This is a genomic window from Desulfosporosinus lacus DSM 15449 (assembly GCF_900129935.1).
Taxonomy (GTDB): Bacteria; Bacillota; Desulfitobacteriia; order Desulfitobacteriales; family Desulfitobacteriaceae; genus Desulfosporosinus; species Desulfosporosinus lacus.
Map to the genome: position 1 here is coordinate 124,487 of NZ_FQXJ01000014.1, position 20,613 is coordinate 145,099.

At 42.4% G+C, this 20,613-nt stretch carries 19 protein-coding genes and 2 pseudogenes; 2 read left to right on the top strand and 19 right to left on the bottom strand.

Going from position 1 to position 20,613, the window contains the following annotated elements; all coding sequences use genetic code 11:
* Positions 1–7 precede the first annotated feature (7 nt).
* The 8 genes and pseudogenes from BUB11_RS17880 to BUB11_RS28370 all read right to left on the bottom strand — a co-directional run bounded on the left by BUB11_RS17880 (position 8) and on the right by BUB11_RS28370 (position 4,460).
* Positions 8–895, bottom strand: a complete 888-nt coding sequence (locus BUB11_RS17880) for an isocitrate lyase/PEP mutase family protein (protein WP_073031117.1) — start codon at positions 893–895, stop codon at positions 8–10.
* A gap of 424 nt (positions 896–1,319) precedes the next feature.
* A complete protein-coding gene (locus tag BUB11_RS17885) occupies positions 1,320–1,886 on the bottom strand; it encodes a TetR/AcrR family transcriptional regulator (RefSeq protein ID WP_073031118.1) in 567 nt (188 codons plus the stop codon).
* A 484-nt stretch (positions 1,887–2,370) separates the two neighbouring features.
* Positions 2,371–2,544, bottom strand: a pseudogene (locus tag BUB11_RS27135) (IS1595-like element ISDess1 family transposase); the annotation flags it as partial.
* Positions 2,517–2,747 carry a hypothetical protein gene (locus BUB11_RS27870; RefSeq protein WP_200797945.1) on the bottom strand — a complete coding sequence of 77 codons (231 nt, stop codon included), beginning with the start codon at positions 2,745–2,747 and terminating at the stop codon, positions 2,517–2,519. The pseudogene BUB11_RS27135 and the gene BUB11_RS27870, both read right to left, overlap by 28 nt.
* A 172-nt stretch (positions 2,748–2,919) precedes the next feature.
* Positions 2,920–3,264 carry a type II toxin-antitoxin system HicB family antitoxin gene (locus BUB11_RS17895; protein ID WP_073031120.1) on the bottom strand — a complete coding sequence of 115 codons (345 nt, stop codon included), beginning with the start codon at positions 3,262–3,264 and terminating at the stop codon, positions 2,920–2,922.
* Between the two features lie 91 nt (positions 3,265–3,355).
* Positions 3,356–3,520 (bottom strand): hypothetical protein, encoded by a 165-nt coding sequence (locus BUB11_RS28365; RefSeq protein ID WP_242947597.1) that lies wholly within the window; start codon positions 3,518–3,520, stop codon positions 3,356–3,358.
* Between the two features lie 354 nt (positions 3,521–3,874).
* Positions 3,875–4,087: a type II toxin-antitoxin system HicB family antitoxin gene (locus BUB11_RS17905; RefSeq protein WP_242947603.1), complete on the bottom strand. Its 213-nt coding sequence runs from the start codon at positions 4,085–4,087 to the stop codon at positions 3,875–3,877.
* Between the two features lie 79 nt (positions 4,088–4,166).
* Complete coding sequence (locus BUB11_RS28370) at positions 4,167–4,460, bottom strand: DUF3102 domain-containing protein (protein ID WP_242947598.1); 294 nt, start codon at positions 4,458–4,460, stop codon at positions 4,167–4,169.
* Here BUB11_RS28370 and BUB11_RS28375 point away from each other — a divergent pair.
* Positions 4,461–4,556, top strand: a pseudogene (locus BUB11_RS28375) (class I SAM-dependent methyltransferase); the annotation flags it as partial.
* A gap of 96 nt (positions 4,557–4,652) precedes the next feature.
* On the opposite strand, the gene BUB11_RS17915 reads toward BUB11_RS28375, so the two are convergent.
* The 11 genes from BUB11_RS17915 to BUB11_RS17970 form a co-directional block, all read right to left on the bottom strand.
* Positions 4,653–5,039 carry a MerR family transcriptional regulator gene (locus BUB11_RS17915; RefSeq protein ID WP_073031121.1) on the bottom strand — a complete coding sequence of 129 codons (387 nt, stop codon included), beginning with the start codon at positions 5,037–5,039 and terminating at the stop codon, positions 4,653–4,655.
* Between the two features lie 144 nt (positions 5,040–5,183).
* Entirely contained in the window at positions 5,184–6,326 is a 1,143-nt protein-coding gene (locus tag BUB11_RS17920) for an aldo/keto reductase (protein WP_073031122.1), read from the bottom strand.
* Positions 6,327–6,598: 272 nt separating this feature from the next.
* Positions 6,599–7,765, bottom strand: coding sequence for an iron-containing alcohol dehydrogenase (locus BUB11_RS17930; RefSeq protein ID WP_073031123.1), 1,167 nt, complete (start codon positions 7,763–7,765; stop codon positions 6,599–6,601).
* 134 nt (positions 7,766–7,899) lie between these two features.
* On the bottom strand, positions 7,900–8,934 hold the full coding sequence (locus BUB11_RS17935; RefSeq protein WP_242947599.1) for a metallophosphoesterase family protein: 1,035 nt from the start codon (positions 8,932–8,934) through the stop codon (positions 7,900–7,902).
* A gap of 375 nt (positions 8,935–9,309) precedes the next feature.
* Positions 9,310–12,363, bottom strand: a complete 3,054-nt coding sequence (locus BUB11_RS17940) for an efflux RND transporter permease subunit (RefSeq protein ID WP_073031125.1) — start codon at positions 12,361–12,363, stop codon at positions 9,310–9,312.
* Positions 12,364–12,376: 13 nt separating this feature from the next.
* A complete protein-coding gene (locus BUB11_RS17945; protein ID WP_073031126.1) occupies positions 12,377–13,633 on the bottom strand; it encodes an efflux RND transporter periplasmic adaptor subunit in 1,257 nt (418 codons plus the stop codon).
* A 73-nt stretch (positions 13,634–13,706) separates the two neighbouring features.
* Positions 13,707–14,423, bottom strand: a complete 717-nt coding sequence (locus BUB11_RS17950; protein ID WP_073031127.1) for an ABC transporter permease — start codon at positions 14,421–14,423, stop codon at positions 13,707–13,709.
* Complete coding sequence (locus tag BUB11_RS17955) at positions 14,423–15,373, bottom strand: ABC transporter ATP-binding protein (protein ID WP_073031128.1); 951 nt, start codon at positions 15,371–15,373, stop codon at positions 14,423–14,425. The genes BUB11_RS17950 and BUB11_RS17955 overlap by 1 nt, the downstream gene beginning before the upstream one ends.
* 444 nt (positions 15,374–15,817) lie before the next feature.
* Positions 15,818–16,867: a HAMP domain-containing sensor histidine kinase gene (locus BUB11_RS17960; RefSeq protein ID WP_073031129.1), complete on the bottom strand. Its 1,050-nt coding sequence runs from the start codon at positions 16,865–16,867 to the stop codon at positions 15,818–15,820.
* Positions 16,864–17,538 (bottom strand): response regulator transcription factor, encoded by a 675-nt coding sequence (locus BUB11_RS17965; protein WP_073031130.1) that lies wholly within the window; start codon positions 17,536–17,538, stop codon positions 16,864–16,866. Before BUB11_RS17965 ends, BUB11_RS17960 begins: the two co-directional genes overlap by 4 nt.
* 389 nt (positions 17,539–17,927) lie before the next feature.
* On the bottom strand, positions 17,928–18,863 hold the full coding sequence (locus BUB11_RS17970; RefSeq protein ID WP_073031131.1) for a bifunctional helix-turn-helix transcriptional regulator/GNAT family N-acetyltransferase: 936 nt from the start codon (positions 18,861–18,863) through the stop codon (positions 17,928–17,930).
* Positions 18,864–19,351: 488 nt separating this feature from the next.
* Between BUB11_RS17970 and BUB11_RS17975 the strand changes: the two genes are divergently transcribed.
* A complete protein-coding gene (locus BUB11_RS17975) occupies positions 19,352–20,512 on the top strand; it encodes a BMP family lipoprotein (protein WP_073031132.1) in 1,161 nt (386 codons plus the stop codon).
* The last annotated feature ends 101 nt before the right edge of the window (positions 20,513–20,613 follow it).

Sequence of the window (20,613 nt, forward strand, 5' to 3'; positions counted from 1 at the left end):
TTCAAAATCAGAGCATATCGTACTTTTGGCGCAGGGCCTCCCAGTCGTTAATCCTGGAAATCTCGTTATTTTCAAAATACGTGCAGCAGTGTTCCTGAAAATACGCCAGGGTAAGCTGTCCGCTGTCCATCATGGTCTGGTACAGGGCTTTAACAGCCTTATGCGCTGCCCCAAAGGCCGCGGCGCAATTGATTACTCCGGCATAGCCCATCTCCTCATAGACGGCAAAAGGCAAGTGGCCGAAAGGAAGCGGATGCGCGGGGTGTGGGATATCCGCGATAAAAGCGATAATCCTGCCAGGGAATTCTTTGGCAACGATCCGTAATTCTTCTTCGCTCTGTGCTTCAAAATAGATGCCATAGTCGGCACCGGCTTTCAGGTAGGCGTCAAATCTGCGCAGAACGCCGTCCAGCCCTTCCGTCGCCTGGGAGTCCGTCCGGGTGATAAGGACAAAGTCAGGGTCGTTTCGGATTTCCAAGGCGGCTTTGATCTTCCTGACGTTTTCTTCAAGAGGGATAACCGTTCTGCCGGGCATCATCCCGCATTTTTTGGGGAAAAACTGATCCTCGAAATGAACTCCGGCGACACCGGCATTTTCGTAGGCGTGAATCGTGCGGGCAAAATTGCTCAGCGCGCCGAATCCCTGGTCTATATCGCAAATGATGGGCATATTGACAGCATTGACGCTGTTGATCGCCGCATTAATCATCTCCGTCTGGGTGATGAATCCCCAGTCCGGGGTACGGGTTATACTTGCCGCCAACGAGTATCCTCCCAGATACCCGGCCTTGAAGCCGACAGTTTCTACGAGAGCCATGGAGAAAGCGTCGTACCCGCCGGGGATTACCTGAAAACCATTGGTAAGAATCGTTCTAAGTTTTTTAGCATTCGTCACAGTAAGTCCTTCTTTCGTTAAAGCTTCCCTCAAGTCGCTGCATCTAACCGGAATGCAGCGGAGAAACAAGTATCCCGGTAAATAACTTGTTGCTGTGATTTAAATCATATAATATTTAAAAATATATTCAATTTCCAAAAAAAACGAAACTGAGAATTAAGTAACACTTTTAACCTAAATTGTGAAATATCCATTAATTTTTGTTTATCATATTTGAGGTCGCTCATGAAAACGGAAATAGGTTGAGGTTTTCCGGATCAGGCAAATCAAAAAGGAGCAGCCGTCTTAACGTTTCTGCTCCCGGGGAGTATTCGTAGTTTCATGGAATTTGCACTTGAGATTTACACAGAGTTCGGGTCACACGCGGCAATTTCCGCAATTTTCGTTCTTACATTTAAATATGAGCTCGGATTAAGCACGAACCTCAGAAATCAAATTCCTTGTGACCGGCAAGGCAAATCCGCTGGATACAATCGCCAAGTTCCTGGATAGTAATTGGTGAATCAGAACAAAGCCACTCAAATATAGTGGCAATTAATCCTGCGTTGAGAAAAGTTTGAACATGGTACATCGTACTTTGTTCATTATTCGTAATGAAGTCAAGCCTGATACTCCGAAAAGAGCTGTACAATCGTATAAAGAGTTCAGCAGACCCTTTCCCTTTGGCAAGATCACGATAATAGGCCAGGTCATTCGTGATACCCCGTACAAGCGCACTATAAATGCCCTGCATGTCGTACTTTCCGTTCTGGTTATATCGGCATTGGAGGTTGTAATATCCGGAAAAAATATCGTCTTCGATCTCCTTGAACACTGCTTCAACTGAGGAATAGTGAAGATAAAAAGTTCTGCGGCTAATGTCTGCGATGTTACACAGTTCAGAAACGTTGATCTTTTCAAGGTTTTTATCAATCATCAGCTTTGCCAAAGCGCGCTTTATCGCCTTTCTGGTTTTGCCGATTCTCCTGTCCCTGCCCCCATCGGATTCCATAATAAGCACCCTTCCGTTATTCTTGTCGAGTACGAATCGTAATAATACATGACCATTCGATGAATGCCATTCGGTCTGTACTTTGATGATTTCCGGCTGCTTGTCGTTGATATGAAAATTCTCACTCTTTGGTATTCGCTATCGTTCTGATAATTCCCTGCAATCGGACGACTTGTGTCCGTATGTATTCCCTTTTCTTCAATACGGTTTCAGCAGCCATGATACAGCCCGGTTGATCCGTTGCTCACCTGCACTTCATCCAATAGTCGAATTGATCGAGTTAGCACATCTTCTTTCGTTGCCTACTGGCGTTGTGTAGTAACGCTGTTCTATCCCATAAAGCAGTTTTTTTAGTTCGTCATCCGATTTTATTCTAAAGGCATTGTTCTGGTAATCCAAGTCGGGACAATCGCGATAAAGTAGACAGAGATAAACTTTATGATTTTCTTTTACTTGACGAAGTGGGTTATGATATGAATATTTTGCCCTTTTCACCCTGTGCTTCAGTAGACTTTATGCTGTAATGGTCTAAGCCCTTCTGCCGAGCAAACATTGAATAAGACCTCCATGCATCCGAGCAGAGAATATTATATTCTGAAACCTTTGAACCAATGAGCTTATTCACTTGTTTTATAGAGATACGACCTTGGCAAGATACCGTAAGATGACGGGATAACAACCCGTCTTTTTTTCACCTAAAAGAATAGTTGCTGTTGCTCGAATGGACATATTCCCCGAAGTCAACCATAGAATTAGAGTGAAATGGACTGCCCTTGTGCGTCCACTTCTCCAAACGCTGTTCAATAGTTGTTTTTCCGACACAGCTTGCTCCACTGAGAAATAATCGCATTTAAACGTCATGCCAGAAATTCCTTTCAGACTTATCCCCCTTTAAATATGGCGAAGTGTTAATATTTTCCGTCATCAACGAACTCTTCTGTTCCGTAGGGAGAATACGACTAGGTGGCCGCTGTGGGGTTTAATAGCTGAACGCGAGAATCCTCGGTAAACTAAATGCGTCAACAGTTCTTCTTCATTTTTGTTCTTTTACTGAATACTGTTCTATGGCTTCTTCAACATACTGATTCAATGATTTTCCCTCTATCAAGGCCCTTTGTGCTGCTTGTTTATGAAGCTCAGGGGGTATCCTTACATTAAAGCTACCTTTATACATCTTTTCCGGTTCTTTACCGTTCAAATTGCACAGTTCAAGATAATCCTCAACCGCTTCTTCAAATGCTGACTTTAGTTCGCTGACACTACTGCCTTCATAACTGATTGAATCATTTATGCCTTCAATCTTGCCATAGAAAATCTCATCTTCTGTGCTGTAATGCACTGAACCAATATAATCTTTGTATATCATCACATTTTTCATAATCAAATCACTCCCTGATTTTTCAACTCTTCAATCAACTGCTCGATTTGATATTTCTTCAATATATTTCCCGGATGCGGTCTATGGAGTCTTATAATATGTCCTGCCAGTGGACGAAAGCAACCCTCGACCCCGAAGTACGCCCCCTGTTCTCTTCTTTGTAACCGAATTTTGCTAACAAACTTCTTGCTTCATCATATTCAAAGTCGATAGGTCTCTTAAGCAATCTGTCTATAAGTTTATCTCTTTTGCTCATCGTGCACCTCTTATCTTTAATATATTATCAAAGATCAAAATATGCAACTAAATATTAGTTGCATATTCCATTGCGTTATTAACTTAGTGAGCTGAGCCTTCCGTTAGCTAAGAATGCATGGAAGTGCGGTCCCGATATATCGACAGGTTGCGGCATCAGGGTTACGCTGAGCGTAAAGCAAAAAAATCAACCGTTCGGTTGATTTAGAAGGGGTAATTCGACGCTTCTCTTAGCGATAGGGCCTTTTATTCTACAAAGCACTTTTGGGCTAGAATTGGGTCATGCGAAAATAGTTTTAGAATTGCGATATTCAATGTAGTACATAAAACTTAATGATTTGTTTAATTCGTCCTATTATATAGTAGCTTTAGTTGAGGAAGGAATCGCCAGACCTTCGATCACTAAGGCTTCGAGAAAACCTGCTATTGCTTCCTGTACATGCTCAAGAGCCTCTTTTCGATCACATCCCTGGGTAACGCAACCTGGAAGTTCAGGGACGGTAACAGTGAAGCCGCCACTTTCATTTTTTTTCGAGGATAACTTTGAATCTTCTTTGCATAATTGAATACCTCCGCATTACTTATTTTCGCCTGACTCCGTAAGCGCCGTTCAAGTTACCGATTCTACGTTTTTGCCAACTAATGGGTTAGGATCGGTGATGATACCGCTTTGATCTTCCACTGTTTTCTGGAGGTCCGCGTTCCTCCTTCAGTGCCTGGCTGTAGTTCAAATTCGGATCCGGATCCGAATTTAAGGAGGTAAGCTGTCCGGCTCCGTACTCTTTGAAGATACGCATCAGTTTATTGCCTGCTCTGGGAGAAATCCACCGACTCCTCCAGCCAACAGCTTCCCCATCACGAAAATTAACGATGGAGTTAACCCCTGTGTTTTTATCGATAATCTTCATCTCAAACCCGGGAAGGCATACTACGGGAACCATAAAATCCTCTCGCTGGTTTCAAGTCATTTTGGATCTAACCACCCAACCCCGCCTAGAGCCTGGGTTTGCCTAATGCGGAAAAGGTGTTTTGCATAAATAAACAGCGTGAGAAGCCGCTTGCTGCGCGGCTTCTTTCTTCTTTAGTAAAAAAGCACAATTCACAATCTCCTCTAACTTGCGAAAATATGTGTATTATACCTCTTCACGATCCCACGACAGTACACCTGTTTCCATGGCTATTTCATACCGCTCGATCTTGAAGTTCAGACGATCCAGCGTGCTTTCGATAGCCGCTTTCTGCGCCAAAAGCTGTTCACGCTGCTCAAGGAGGAGTTCACGCCGGGCAGGGATCGTCTCATCGCCCTGCTGCGTCAGCTTCAAATATTCAATCATCACTTCTACCGGAAGGCCGGCACTACGCATACATTTGGCAAGCTCCACCCATTTGCAGTTCTCCTCGGTGTAATCTCTAATTCCGCTCGGGGTGCGGTTGACAGGCGGAATCATACCGACTCTTTCATAATAGCGCAGGGTATCCTGGGAAAGATCAAATTTTTTACTTACTACTGCAATGTTCATTCTCTTCCCCTCCTTTTTACCAAATAAAATTGCTAGAGATCGGTTCCATTCGGGCAAAGTTTCTTGATATTGCCCTCACTGCGTTAATTCCTATATTTTCCTTGCTATTACTTCTGCAGTTCACTGATTCTCATAACTTACCTCTTATTTCTTCGTCGGGAATGCGGGTGTCACATCAAATATGGCGGAAACATCCTTTAACAGTTCCGTGATCTTCAGATGCTGCGGGCAGGCGCTTTCACACTGCTTGCAGCCGATACAGTCGCCAGCCTTGCCGTGGTTGGCGGTAAGGTTCATATAGTAAACGAACTGGCTTGAAAGATTGCTGGTCACCGCACGCTTTGCGCTGTTATAGAGTGCAAAGTAATCAGGGATCGCGATGTTCTTGGGGCAGTCTTTCTCACAGTATCTGCAGGTTGTGCAGGGAATGGCCGTGTTTTCATTGATGATATCGATGACCCGCTCGATGATTTTGTATTCTTCCTTGACCAAGGGCTTGAAGTCCGCCATGTAGGACGTATTGTCGAGCAGCTGCTCCATGGTATTCATACCGCTAAGCACCATTACCACGCCCTCCTGATTGGCGGCGAACCGGATGGCCCAGGAGGGGACAGACGCCGCCGGATTATATTCCTTCATCAGCTGTTCCGCTTTTTCCGGGACAAGAGCAAGGTTGCCGCCCTTACAGGGTTCCATAACAATAATTGGCTTTCCGTGCTTTCTGGCCACCTCGTAACATCTTCTGGATTGGATTCCGGGGTTTTCCCAGTCGATATAATTGATCTGCAGCTGAACAAAGTCCAACTCTGGATGGGCGGACAGAATCTCGTCCAATAGCTCCGGTGTATCATGGAAGGATATGCCGAAGTTTTTAATTTTGCCCTCCTGTCTTTTCCGCAGACCAAATCCAAAGCTGTCGAACTCACAGGCCTTCTTATAGGCGTTAACACCCATGTTATGAAGCAGGTAGTAATCGAAATAATCAACGCCGCATTTTTCCAGCTGCTCATTGAAAATTCGTTCCATATCCTCCCCAGACTGAAAGTCTCTCATAGGCAGTTTGGTTGCCAGTTTGAATTTGTCCCTATGATGTCGCTTTACAAGAGACTCTCTCACCGCCTCTTCAGACCGATAGCCATGATAGACATAAGCCGTGTCAAAGTAAGTGAAGCCTTTTTCCAAAAATGTATCCACCATTTTGTTGAAAGTTTCGGTATCGAAGGATGTCTGATCATCTTTATCCAGCAGTGGCAGCCTCATACATCCAAAACCAAATTTTTTATCCATATCTGTCCCCTCCATCTTATTTCTGTTTATTGTAATCTTCATCAGACACGGGTTCCAGCCATTCTGTAGGGCCCTTTTCCGAGGTGACCTCAACCGCAAGGTGAACAAACCACGTAAAAAAGCCCGCAAGGAACAGTACTCTACCGAATTTGAACTGCCAACCTTGCAGGCCTCTTTAGTTGTTGGATATTATGCTTTAATCACTGTACCATCCTAAAGTTGATTTGAATATTATCCATTTTAATGGTTCATGTCAATCATCTCGTTCCAAATTACAATGATCCTTCAAGAATCTTTTGGCTTATATCCAAGGTAAGATCCTGAGTTTCCGAGAGTGTTGTCATCCCATGAGCCTTTAGCTGTTCAACAATAACTGGTATTTTATCAGCGCCAACGCCATATTGAGACAGACGAGTTTTAACACCAAGGCTTTCAAAGAATTCTCTGGTTTTCTGAATGGCCAAGTCTACCTTTTCCTCATCCCTGCCACTCTTTATATGCCATACACGTTCTGCATATTGCAGAAGTTTAGCGCGTTTTTGTTCGCGTCTTACCTCTAGTAATGATGGCAATACAATCGCTAAAGTCTGTCCATGATCAATGCCAAGTAATGCGGTAAGTTCATGTCCGATCATATGAGTCGTCCAATCCTGTGGAACCCCCGCACCGATTAACCCATTCAACGCAAGAGTAGCACTCCAAACAAGATTAGCACGTGCCTCATGATTTTCGGATTCAGCAACTGTCGTTTCACCTATTTCAATCAATGTTTGTAAAATACCCTCAGCCATTCGATCCTGTACCTTGGCATCCACAGGATATGTTAGATATTGCTCAGTTGTATGCACAAAGGCGTCAATCACTCCATTGGCAACCTGAATCTTGGGAAGTGTAAACGTAAGGGTCGGATCTAATATTGAGAACTTCGGGAATGCTAACTCGCACATAACTGGAAATTTCCCGTGTTCATAACTGATTACAGCTCCGCTATTCATTTCAGACCCGGTAGCAGGTAACGTTAGCACCGTGCCGAATGGAACAACTTTACTGACTACTTCCAAAGGAATTGGCATAAAGCCAAATTTCAATAAATCACGCGAATCTCCCTTGTAATAAGAAGCAAGTGTTATGAATTTAGTCCCATCGATAACAGAGCCTCCGCCAACAGCAAGTATAAAATCAATATTTTCACTGCGTACAATTTCTACAGCTTTTACTAAAGTTTCGTAGCGAGGATTCGGCTCTATACCGCCGAATTCATAAACTTTCCTGTTCCCAAGTACAGTTTTAACTTTGTCGATAAGGCCACTCTTTCTGGCACTTCCACCTCCATAGGTTATTAAGACAGCAGCATCGGCTGGAACATACTTATCAATGCCCTCAAGTCTGTTCTTACCAAATAAAATACGTGTTGGATTGTAAAAATCAAAGTTAAACATCATAGAACCTCCCTAAATGTTTTTTGCATTGTTAGTATAAGACTTGGAGTTAACTCCAAGTCAAGTATCTAAATTTTTAAATTCAAGAATGCTTAATTCATTTCGATCAGATCAAACCGTAGTTGGCTTTTCGGTTACTTTGAAAAGTTTATTTGATACTCAACCTCGGGTAGCCATTCGTGTTTTAGGAAGTCACGTCCTTGTACATTTACAGAACCATCTTTAACATCAACAATTAAACCCTGACTGGCCTCTGGGGCTTGGCGTACTCGACTCGCAGAGGCATCATTAAACATTGTAAATGTGTCTTTCACAACAGAATCAGGAGAACCTAACTTGATGTGTAAATGACCGACGAAGAGGACGACGTCTGGTACCGATTGAAGGATTCCCGCGAGTTCTTCCTGTTGGACCACTAAATTGTATTTTCTTTGTGCCGTACTATTAGAGGAAAATATGGGTTGGTGCAAAAAGACAAACACAGGTTTTCCCGGTGTAAGGTTCTCTGAGATTTTTGATTTCAACCATGTTAATTGTGTTTCCGAAAGATAGGCAGCATCACCGATATTAAGATCAGACATTCTCGACTTTTCGGAGCCAAGAAATATGAAATGATAACCGTTAATATAGTGATCAGTGTATACCTTATTTCTCCCGGCAAAGTCTAAAAAACGCTGAACTGTAAGAGGATCCGTATCTTGATTTGGGAAGGTATCGGCATTCCAAGCGTTACTGTTTGGATCATGATAGGCTTTGTAAAATTCGTGATTTCCAATGGTGGCCACCAGCGGAGTTGTCTTACTCGTATTCGTCCGAACAGAACGAAGTATTTGGCTAAGGGTCAGATAGTCTTCAGGTGTACCGTCTCCAAGGTCGCCATTTAATACTACTAAATCCAGAGGCGGTTGTTGATTCATAAAGAGATCTTCCAAGGCCGTTCGAAACTTCATTGGAGCCGTTTCGCTTGAAAGAATATGAATATCACTAATAACCGCAAATCGAACATTATTTTGACTCGACTTCAGTACATCGGTTGCATCAGAAGCTGAGGACAAAGAAAGCCCTAATAACGGAATTGCTTCATTTATATCAGTAGCCTGAAGCGTCTCATCAGGGGGAGTTACTGAGTTTATTTCTATTTTTGGACTTAGGGAAAAGGCAGCAATCAAAAATAATCCAATAATCCATAACTTTTTAGCTTTAATGAGAATCCCTCGCTTCTGACGTGATGTCTATAGTGTTGCCTTCATTGCTTCGTAAACTATCTCCACCAAATTATTTTAACCTGGTGTATTCTTCGTCCGTCACGGTTTCCAACTATCCGGCTGGGCTTGCTGATGACTTGCTTCTATTTTTCCTTTCTGGTTGGAAACTGAGGAGTCACATCAAATGCCGCAGAAACATCTTTTAAGTGCTCCGTATCTTCAAATGCTGAGGACAAGCTTGTTCTCATTATCTACAGTCTATTGATCAACCTCATGTCCTAGTCTAACATCTGTAGTTAACACTATGTCAAGCATTTTCTATAGTGGTATCTATAAAATTCAACTGCTCGGTTTCTTGTGAAAAAACCCTTTGGCATCGTCCAACAGCGTATAGATGACAGGTACAACGATGAGTGTTAAAAAAGTTGACGTAATTAAGCCGCCAATAATGGCATAAGCCATAGGCGCTCGTCCTTCCGAGCCTAACCCTGTGGAAAGCGCTGTGGGAATCATACCGAATACCATCGCTAACGTCGTCATAAGGATAGGCCTAAGTCGTGTCGAAGACGCCTGTAGCAGCGCTTCATTTCGCTCCTCTCCCTCGGACAGCTTTTGCTTAGCATAGTCAACTAATAAAATCGCATTTTTGGTGACCAGTCCCATCAACATAATAATACCAATCATGGCCATCATACTTAAATTGCTGCCGCTAAGAAACAGGGCCAACAGGGCTCCAATGATGCCGAAGGGCAAAGCCAAGACAATCGCAAAGGGATCAATAAAACTTTCAAACAGAGCGGCAAGAACCAAGTAAATGAACAGAATTCCCATCAAAAGTGCCTGCATTAAGCCAGGGATAGCTTCTGCCATCATTTCCTGATCTCCTCCGCTGACTTGGCTTACTCCGGCGGGCATCTTCGTGTCATTTTTCAAGGCTGTGTTAAACTGAGTATTCAACTGAGTTGCCGAAACTCCGGAGGCATTGGCCGTCACTACAATCTCTCGAGCTTTATCATACCTACTAATGGTCGTAGAGCCCATGGCGAAAACTTGCTTGGTAACCTGATCGAGAGGAACCATACTGTTATTTGAACCGGGCACATAAATTCCTTTTAAGCTGTCAAAGTCCTTCCTCTGATCATCCTGGAGCAACACTTTAACGTCAAAACGATCTTTTTCTGTTTCATACTGGGTTACGATAGAACCATTAAAGAGTGTTCCCAAGGTATTGGCTACGACCAAGGGACTCACCCCTAAATCAGCGGCCTTATCCCTATCTACTTCAATTATTGCTTCTGCTTTTCCAGTTTTATAGCTTATACTTACGTCAACAGCCCCGGGAATTTTCTTTAAAACTTTCTCGGCTTGCATCGAATAGTCTAAAAGCTGATTAAAATCGTCGCCAGTAAAATGAATTTCAGTGGCCCATACTTCCCCCAAAGTTGAACCAATCGTCATAGAAAAGCTAATTCCCGGAATCTGAATTAAACTCTCTCTCATTTTATTGGCTGCTTCACTTAAGGTCTCTTTTCTGGCATTCTTGTCTGGAAGCTGCACGCTAATGTTAATGTTGCTGGGTGTGACAGTGGAATACAGGTACACTACTCCAGGATACTTACTAAGAATACTTTCCATTCTTTTGGTTGTTTCTGCAGCGCTATCCAAGGTTGTCCCTCCATCTGTCGTCGCTGCTATTGTGATCTTTCCGTTGTCTGAGGAATCTAAAAAACTAATATTAATGAAGTTAAGAAGGAGCAAACTGCCGAAGAACATTGCCGTGGCAATACCTATGGTTTTAGTCCTGTGTTTCAAGGTTACCCTGAGAAGTCTTGTATAGACTCTGGCAAGTTTAACAAACAAGTGATTGAACCATATTAAGAATTTCCTCAGGGGACCGTGTTTTTTATCTAATTCCTCGTTTTCCCTTTTTATATATTTAGATGCCATCAACGGAACTAATGTAAAGGATACAAATAAAGAAATCAAGACGCTGACAGCAACCGTTAGACCAAATTCCTTGAAGTAGGCCCCGATCAATCCATCAACCATGGTAATGGGGAGAAAGACAGCAACTATGGTAAAGGTGGTAGCCGTCACAGCCAGTCCAATCTCACTCGTCCCGTCTTTCGCTGCTTGAATGGGAGATTTACCCATGTTTAAGTGACGTACAATGTTCTCAACGACGACAATTGCATCATCAATCAGCAATCCAACCGATAAGGAGAGACCCATTAAGGACATGGTGTTGAGTGAAAAATTCATCAGTTTCATAGCGGCAAAGGTAGTGATAATCGAGGTAGGCAGTGAAATTGCACTGATGGCCGTGCTTCCCCCATTCCGCAGGAAGAGGAAAACCACGAGAACCGCCAGAATACAACCTTCCAACAAGGTTTTCTGAACTTCAGCCACGGAGGCCCGTATGACCTGGGAATTGTCATTGACAATATCTAGTTTCACATCTTTAGGCAGTGAGGTTTGAATCGTTGCAATTTTTGCTTTAAGATCATCCGCTACTTGGGTGGTATTTTCTCCGGATTGTTTAACGATATCAATACCAATCGATTCTGCACCCTTATAATAAGATAAACTGTCCCGATCCTTAATAGTATCCTCCACTTGAGCAATATCTTTAATTCTAAGTTCAGTCCCGTTACGATTGGCGACTAAAATATTCAAGAAATCATTAACTTCTTTGACCGTACCATTCGTTCTGAGGGAAACTTCTTTATCATTGTTGGAAACTTTTCCACTGGACCTATCTAGGTTGTCACTTTGCAGGCTCTGGGTGATTTGTGCAGTGGTCACATTAAGGGACGCCATTTTTTCTTTATCGAGTTTGATATGTATTTCCCTGACTTGCGAACCATAGGTGGTAACCGATCCAACCCCTTTCACCGTATTTAGCTTTTTGGTGATGTCATCTTCGACTACTTGCGATAGGTCCTTATTGGAAAGAGGGCTGGTGACCACGAAGGATATAATGGGTGTTGCCGCAAAGTCAAATTTTTGAATAATGGGTTCCTCGATATCCTGGGGCAAAGTACCCCGAATACCGCTTAGTTTGTCTTTGATATCTTGGGCTGCCACATTGACTTCTGTTCCGGATTTAAACTCAATGACGGTCTGGGAAACCCCTTCCGAAATGCTGGAGGTAATGTGTTTCACTCCCGAAATTTGTCCGACAGATTCCTCGACTCTTTTTGTCACCTTTGATTCAATCTGTTCTGCTGAAGTTCCCGGCAAGGAAATGGCAACCGCTATATAAGGAATCTCGATCTCAGGGTTTTCGTTAATGGGTAATCCTATATAGCTCATAGCACCCACTGCCAGCATAGCAATAATGATGACAGTGGCAAATACAGGCCTTTTCAGGCTGATATCTGTTAAAAACATTAATCTTGTCCTCCTATTCCGTTACCACTGAAACCGCATCGCCATCCTGCAGTGTATTGACATTGGTAATGATGACACTGTCACCATTCTTTACGCCGTCTTTGATCTCCACTAAGCCTTTTGTGATTTGCCCAATACTGACCATGCGTTTACGAGCAAACCCTTGATCATTCACAAACACTGTATAATTTCCTGGATTTCCGCTCAAGGCATCTGTTGTCACAGCAATCACCTCTGATGTCTGGTCACCTACAATATCCACGTTGGCATAAATGCCCGGTTTCAGTGTCTGACCGAGATTAGCAACCTCAACTTTGCATCTAAAAACTCTTGAAGTAGCATCGGCAGAGGCTTCAATACTTTTTATAATTCCGTCATAGTCTTTGATATCAGTACTTCCAACTTTGACTTTGGCACTCTGTCCTACTTTAAGAGAACTTATATCGTTTTGGTCTACTTCAATTACCGCGTAGATCGGTGATATAGTCTTAACCTTTCCTAAGGCAGCTCCTATGTTGGCATATTGTCCTAGACTCACACTTTTCTCATCTATGATCCCAGTAAGGGGCGCAGTAATAGTCGTATCCGCCAGCGAATTTGTAAGAATTTTTAAATCGACCTGTGCTGCAGTCACATTTGCTTGTGCTGTTTTAATACTGGCTTGTGCTGTTTCGATATTGGCTTTTGCCGATTCAAGGTCGCCTTTAGCATTACTTACCATTGTTTCAGCACTTTCCAATTCAACCTTGGAAATAGCCCCGCCGTCAAAAAGCTCTTTCGTTCTATCATAGGTACGCACTGCATTGTCTACACTCAGCTGCATTTTCTGCAATCCGGTTTGTGAAGAAACTAATTGGCTCTCAGAAGATTTTACCTGACTTTCTGAGGCTTTCAGCTTGGCCTGAGAAGAAGCTATATGGTTTTTAATCTCCTGATCATCCAATTTAATCAGTGGGTCCCCTTGGGTTACATATTGACCATTTTCAAACATCACTTGAACTACCTTACCACCGACCTTGCCACTTACAATACCTTCTTCAGAGGCTTCTAATGATGCCTTATATGAAACGAATGCTTGCTTAATAACATTCTCTGCCGCGCTGACTTTGACATAAACTTTATTTGGAGCAGCAGTTTCGATTGCCTTTTCCTGCTTTCCCCTGAAGGTTGTAACTCCTGTACCAGCCAAAATGAGCACAATGACTATTGCAAGTAATTTCCATTTCCTTATTTTTAATCTCCTAACAGCTGGACCTATTTTTTTAAACAAGATAAATCCCCCTATATAGTTGGTTTGTACCCATATATCCGGTCACCTATTTTTCTCTGAGCGAACAATCCGTCTATTGTTGCTCAGCAAATCTCCACCAAGCAAACGTTCCAACTATTCCGGCTATTCCCGTGAAAGCAAGAATGATTATGCTGCTTACATTTAGGAACCCGGTGCTTTGAAATACCGACGGGATTGTCCAGGGGAAATAAGGGGCAAATCCCATAGAGGCCAACACGTTTGAGAAAATAACGATGACCAAGATGAGTCCCAAGGGCGCCAAGTATCCTTTACTAACATTTGCCAGAAAGGTGCCTGGTGTGGTAACCACAATAAACAAGATGGATGTTAGAATAAATCTAAAGAAAATATCCCCAATAAGGACAGTTGACCAACCCGTAACCCCCAGAACACCACCTGCAGCGAGGGCAACGGCAAACATAAAGAGGGCAAGCAATAGGTCCCATGCTAAGATAACCAGCAATTTGGATATTACAATCTGTGATCTGGACACGGGCTTGGCCAGCAAATCCTTAATCGTTTTATCTGTAAACTCTCGACCAAATACCCAGGCAGAGATAAATGTGTATCCGATAAGTCCCAGGGCGGCAAGACCACTAAGCAATTCCGTTAAATACATCTGCCAATTAATATCACCCGTGTTACCGGATGAAATAGTTCCAACTCCCATCATGATTGGCCCAAATGCAAAAACAAGAAATACCAGCCAAAACACATTAGCGCGGATAATCTTACGAAATTCACAATGTAGAACAGAAAAGATATTCATTAGATATTCCCCCTTGCCATACCAATTGTCCGAAGAAAGTAGCCTTCCAAATCCTCCGTAATTACACTAAGAAGCGTTGGCGGTTGATTGGATTTAACAAGCAGTTCTGCCAACCGTTCAGGATTCTCAACTGCCTGGCCATCGGTTAATTTGAGATGACCATCCATTGTTTCCTCAAATTCATAGCCCTGCTCTTTCAGCACACCTTTCAGCGCATTTTTGTCCCGTCCATCCAACACTAAATTTTTCTGCAAGGATTGTTCCAGCTTAGCCATTTCGATTTCTTGAATAAGGTGACCGTTGTGAATAATCCCAATGCGTGTGGCAACTTTTGCGAGTTCTTCCAGCAGATGGCTGGATATAAAAATAGTAACGCCAAAATTTTTCGCTAAATCATATAACATATTCCGTATCTCAGCCACTCCTGCCGGATCAAGACCGTTGATCGGTTCATCCAGGATCATGATTTCCGGTTTGTGGATCATGGCTTTGGCAAGTCCCAAGCGCTGTTTGTTTCCTAAAGAAAGCTGCTTCGCCTTTTTCTTTTCGTGCGGCTCAAGCCCCAACTTACAGATAACCCGATTGACGGACTCTTTGTCAGATACCCCTTGCATCCGGCGTGCGATGTCAAGATTCTCGATTACGGTTAAATCAGGATAAAAAGTTGCTTCCTCCAAATACCCAACTTTATCCCATAATTTATAGTTTCCGGCATGGACCTTTTCACCTAACATGTAGAGCTTGCCGGAGGTTGGCCTGAGCATCCCTAAGAGGGTTTTTATGGTCGTTGTCTTTCCGGCACCATTCAGCCCCAGAAATCCAAAAATCTCTCCTCGGTTCACTTCCAGAGACAGATTGTTCAAGGCTTTATATTCGCCAAAATTCTTGTGCAAACTCTCAATTTGGATTGCTTTTGTGCCACTGTTTTTTTGCTTTGAAATTATATTCATAGTCTGTAACTCCTTTCATTTTGTAGTTTTATGCTAACAATCTAATATCAACTCAACCTCAACTTTTAGCCTTTAAGCCTCTAATATTTTTTTTAAAACCTATTTTCCGGCGTTTAAAGCCCAACCTAGTGAATGACTACGCTTTTTCAGGCATTTCTCATTTTCAGAATTATAGTTCATCGACCTCAAGATGCCTAAAAACGCATGATTACCTATTTTTGAGGGCTTCGCCTGTATAGCGGCAAGTATAATGAGTGGCTGTCCTAAAACTTAGGAATGTCGTTTTCACACCTCCACTTTTCCACTATAACAATCAAAAAGCGTTCTCACTCCACTTTGACAGTGAAATGAGAACGCTTTTTGATTGCAGTAACTACTTTGGTGTTTGGGGACTAAGTTTTCACGCAGCCCCCTTTTCACTCAAAGCAATATGAAAAAACAGCTTTAGCTGCGCATATTATCCATCGGCATCCCCAAAGGCAAGAAAACAGTAAAGGAACTGCCTTTTCCTGGACTGCTTTCGACTTCTAGCTGGCCGTTGCAGAGGCCGACAATATTTTTAACCAACGTCAGTCCAAGTCCATTCCCAGTAATTGCGTGGGATGTATCCCCTTGATAAAACTTGTCAAAGATATGTTGTTTAGTTTCCTCGTCCATTCCCTGGCCACTATCTCGCAAACAAAACCGTAGCGATGAATTGATACGTCTTAAACTGACTTGTAATTCCCCACCGTTATCTGTGAATTTGATAGCGTTATCCAAAAGGTTCACCCATATTTGTTGGAGTAAGGATGCATTGTTATAAATAGTTATACTCTCCAAATCCACATCTACTGAAAGATTTTTAGCGCTCCATTTGGGTTCCAATATAAGTATAGCGCGGCGAATTTGCTCATCCAGAGCATAAACCTCTTTTTCACTAATGATCTCCGTAGTTTCCACCTTTGATAAATTTAGAACATTTGTGGAAAGGTCAGCCAATCTTTGGGACTCTTGAATAATTATATCTAAGTATTCCTGCGCTTCATCCCCGGTTAAACCGCCTTCTTTCAAAAGTTTGGCAAAGCCCTTAATAGAAACAATAGGGGTTTTAAATTCATGGGAAAAATTATTGATAAAATCAAGGCGTAACATTTCAATTCCCGCAAGCTCCCGGGCCATTTTATTAAAACTCGAAGCAAGGCTCTCCAGCTCTGGAATGTTGCTGCCTTTAACCGTAACCGAAAAATCCCCTTTAGCTACATCTTCAATAGCTTCAATCAGATTACGGACAGGCTTAACCATCCACCTGCTTAGGAGAGCGGTGATAGAAGTTCCAATCGATACACTTGTTAGCAACAAGGCGAAAAAACCCAAAAAACGATTTTCCAAAAAGCTGCTGCCAAAAATAAATTCCAGTAAATACGTACATAATCTGCCAATCACAACCGACAAAGCCATAACAAAAAAGACAAATACAACCAGTGAAACAGCGAGACTCATTCTTTTTTTCATGGTTGCTTCACCGCCTTATATCCTAGTCCGCGCACAGTAACGATCTCAAAATCAGGGTTATCTTTAAATTTGTCGCGCAGCCTGCCCATATGGACATTCAGAGTATGCTCATCTGTTTCTGTATTAAGACCCCAGATCTCATCCATCAATTGCAGGCGGGTAAAAATCATATTTGGATAACTCGTCAATTTGAAGAGCAGATAGAATTCTTTCTGGGGAAGGGTAATTGTATCTTCACCACGAGTGACGGTAAGCGTATTATAATCCAAAGTGGTGCCGCCGATGGTCAATCTGTGCTCATTGACAATTTGCGCCCGACGTAGTAATGCCGTTATGCGAAACAGCATTTCCTGCTCGTCAAAGGGCTTTGTCATGTAATCGTCTGTGCCTACAAGAAAGCCTCTATGTTTATCTTTAATTTCTTGTTGTGCCGTAATCATCAAGATAGGAATAGTTTCTCCAACATCGCGTAACTCTTGGCAAAGCTGATAGCCGTCCATCTTCGGCATCATCAAATCCAGGATAATCAAATCAAAATATTGCCTTTCCATCATACTTAAAGCGTTGAGGCCATCTTTTGCCGCAAAAGCATTGTACCCTCCCCGCTTTAGGACAGCGCAGATCAGTTTTTGTGTGTTGGTGTCATCTTCGACTACCAAAATATTGAACATGAATTCACCTCCTAGTCAGGCTCTACTCTACCATTCCAAAATCAACTGAACCTCAACTTTTCGCCCTTAGATTAATTTTTCTTAACACAATTCCCGTGCAGCAATTTAGCCTCTATAGGAATTTCACTGCCCCTTGTTGTTATGTTTCATTGCAAATTTCACAAAAGCGCAGCGATATTCATACTTCCTTTTTGTAAGCGCTAAACGGTTGCATAGTAAATCAAACGCTGGTACGACTACAACTCGTACCGGCGTTTGATTTATAAAATTTAATGGAAACCACATTGTTTTATAGGAAGATTACCAACTACTGCTCTATGCAATTGAACGAGCGGCGGTATGTCCTCGGACGAATGCGGGAGTTCAAAATCCAATTTGCCGATGCATAATTATGGTAAGTTCAACTCAAAGGTCTGCTCAATCAAATCCTTGCCCCATGCATGATTTTCATGCGCGGCCACTTTTCTGAATCCAGCTTTCAAGTACATTTTCACAGCTGTTTTTTGGTCTTCCGTGGTCACCAAAAATAAATTTTTATACCCCTTCTCTCTACAGTATTGCATGGCTTCATTCAACAGCTTGTTGCCAAGACCTATTCCTCGAAATTCCGGATGAAGTATAAACCACCTAAGTTGAGCTTTTTCTGCCGAATGTCCGACGATTGCAATAGCTCCTATCATCTCTCCATCAGCTTCAGCAAACCAAAACCTATCCTTCTGCGGACTATAGTTTTCAAAGAAGTTAGATAAGGTCTTACAAACATAGCCCTCAAAAACATGGTTATACCCACATTCTTGGGCATATATCCAACCATGCAGATGAATTAGCTGACCTACATCCCCAGGCTTCAACTCGTAACGCAAGTTGATCTTTTCTTTTCTAGAAACAGAATCTCTTGACAGCGCACTTTCAATCGCCTGCATACCTTCAATAAGCCTTTTTTGGTTTTGCTCCTCTAATTGTACAATCATCTGATAGATTTGTTGATCGGATCGATCATTCAGCTTTGAAAGCGACTCTTTTCCATTATCAGTAAGATAAAGATAATACAACCGGCCATCCTCAGTGGACTGTACCCTATAAGTCAATTCTTGTTTATCAAGGCGTTTTATAATCCTGCTTAGATAGCCTGAGTCAATTCTTAGTTCTTCAATTAATTTTTTTGAAGTACAATTCTCCATATGCCCAATTTCGTACAATACACGAACTTCCGACAGGGAAAAATCACTGTCAAACATATGATGTTCCAAAAGTCCAAGGATATTAGTGTAAAATCGGTTAAAGCTTCGAATGGTATGAACCAATGGTGTATATATTGAATTCATATGGTTGCCCCTCTATGTTATTTTAGTAAAAATAGCACATTTATTTGACTAAGTCAACTATTATTATCTGACTTAGTCAAATAGTTTATTAATTCTGGGAGGGGCCGTAACGAAACATGAGATTTTTTCAAGCTGGTGGTGCGTTATCCCAAAATAGAGGACTGTACACCTTGAAGTGGTAAACAGTCCTCTATTATATCAGGGGATTACAAATAGAGTGGGGATGTAATAAACCGGAAAACAAGTTTCCTTACATCCCCTTCCTTATTCCACTTCGGTGGAGGTAGACTCCCCCACCGAAGTCTCGATGTTCAGCTTTAGTTGAACGAGTTCACATTGAAGTGCCTTGTCGTCCCGTTGATTATCTCGTAAAGTTTCGCAAAGCCAGACTTTATATAAACAATAGGAAAATAGTTGTAATTTATATAAGGGTTGTAAAATACATTTGGTAGTAACTATTATATCCAGATTATAGGAGGAGGAGTATAATGAAAAGGTTTTCGGCAATACTGGTGGTTCTTCTTTTGTTTTGCATCACGATGGTTATTGGCTGCGGTGGTACAACTAGTGAAGGTGGTGCAACAAGCAAAGGCTTCGAAATCGCACTCATTACTGACAAAGGCAACATCGATGACAAGTCCTTTAACCAAGGCTCCTGGGAGGGCGTAGTTGCCTTTGCTGAGGAAAACAAAATTTCTCACAAGTATTATAAGCCCGAGGAAGCGTCTGACGCAGGCTATCTTGCAGCTATTGATTTGGCTGTAACCGGTGGCGCTAAGGTTATTGTAACACCGGGTTTTCTGTTTGAAGTTCCGATTTACGAAGCACAGACAAGGTACCCTGATGTAAAGTTTATCCTCTTAGATGGAACACCTCATACTGCTGATTACGCAACCTTTAAAACGAATGATAATGTTGCCAGCATTCTATACTCTGAAGAAGAGCCCGGTTATCTGGCCGGCTATGCCGCTGTTATGGACGGCATGAAAAAGCTTGGTTTTATGGGAGGTATGGCAGTTCCAGCTGTTCAAGCATTTGGTTATGGATATTTGCAGGGCGCCGAGGCTGCCGCGGTAAAATTAGGACTTCCTGCAGGTGCAATTTCTGTTACTTATCATTATACTGGAGATTTTGCAGAAACTGATACCAATAAAGCAACAGCAAAAACCATGTATCAGGAAGGTACAGAAGTTATCTTTGCTTGCGGCGGTTCAGTAGGTAAAAGTGTTATGTCAGCCTCTGCTGAAGCAGGGAAAAAAGTTATCGGCGTTGACGTTGACCAGAGATATGACAGCAATACTGTTATTACATCTGCCACCAAAGGTCTTGGAGCTTCCGTTATACAAGTTCTTGAAACTATCTATAAAACCAACAGCTGGAGCACCTTCGCAGGAAAATCCACCTATTTCAATGCAGCCAACAACGGTGTAGGTCTTCCAACAACGATTATTGGACAACCAGATGGCAATGCATTTGACAGATTCAAATCATTCACCAAAAACGACTATGACGCTATATATGCCTCACTAGCTAAGGGTTCGATAGATCCTGTCCGTACCATAACGGTTGCTGATACTAACGGTTATGCAACAGCTAAGGAACTTGTTTCCGGCCTCAAACTTTCAAAGGTTACCGTTGAGGTAAGATAATAATAATTATAGTTTTGCTGCCAACCAACATATTGGCCGAGCCTTATGTAATTAGAAGCCCTTTAAAGGGGAAAGGCAAATACCTTTCCCCTTTATGATAT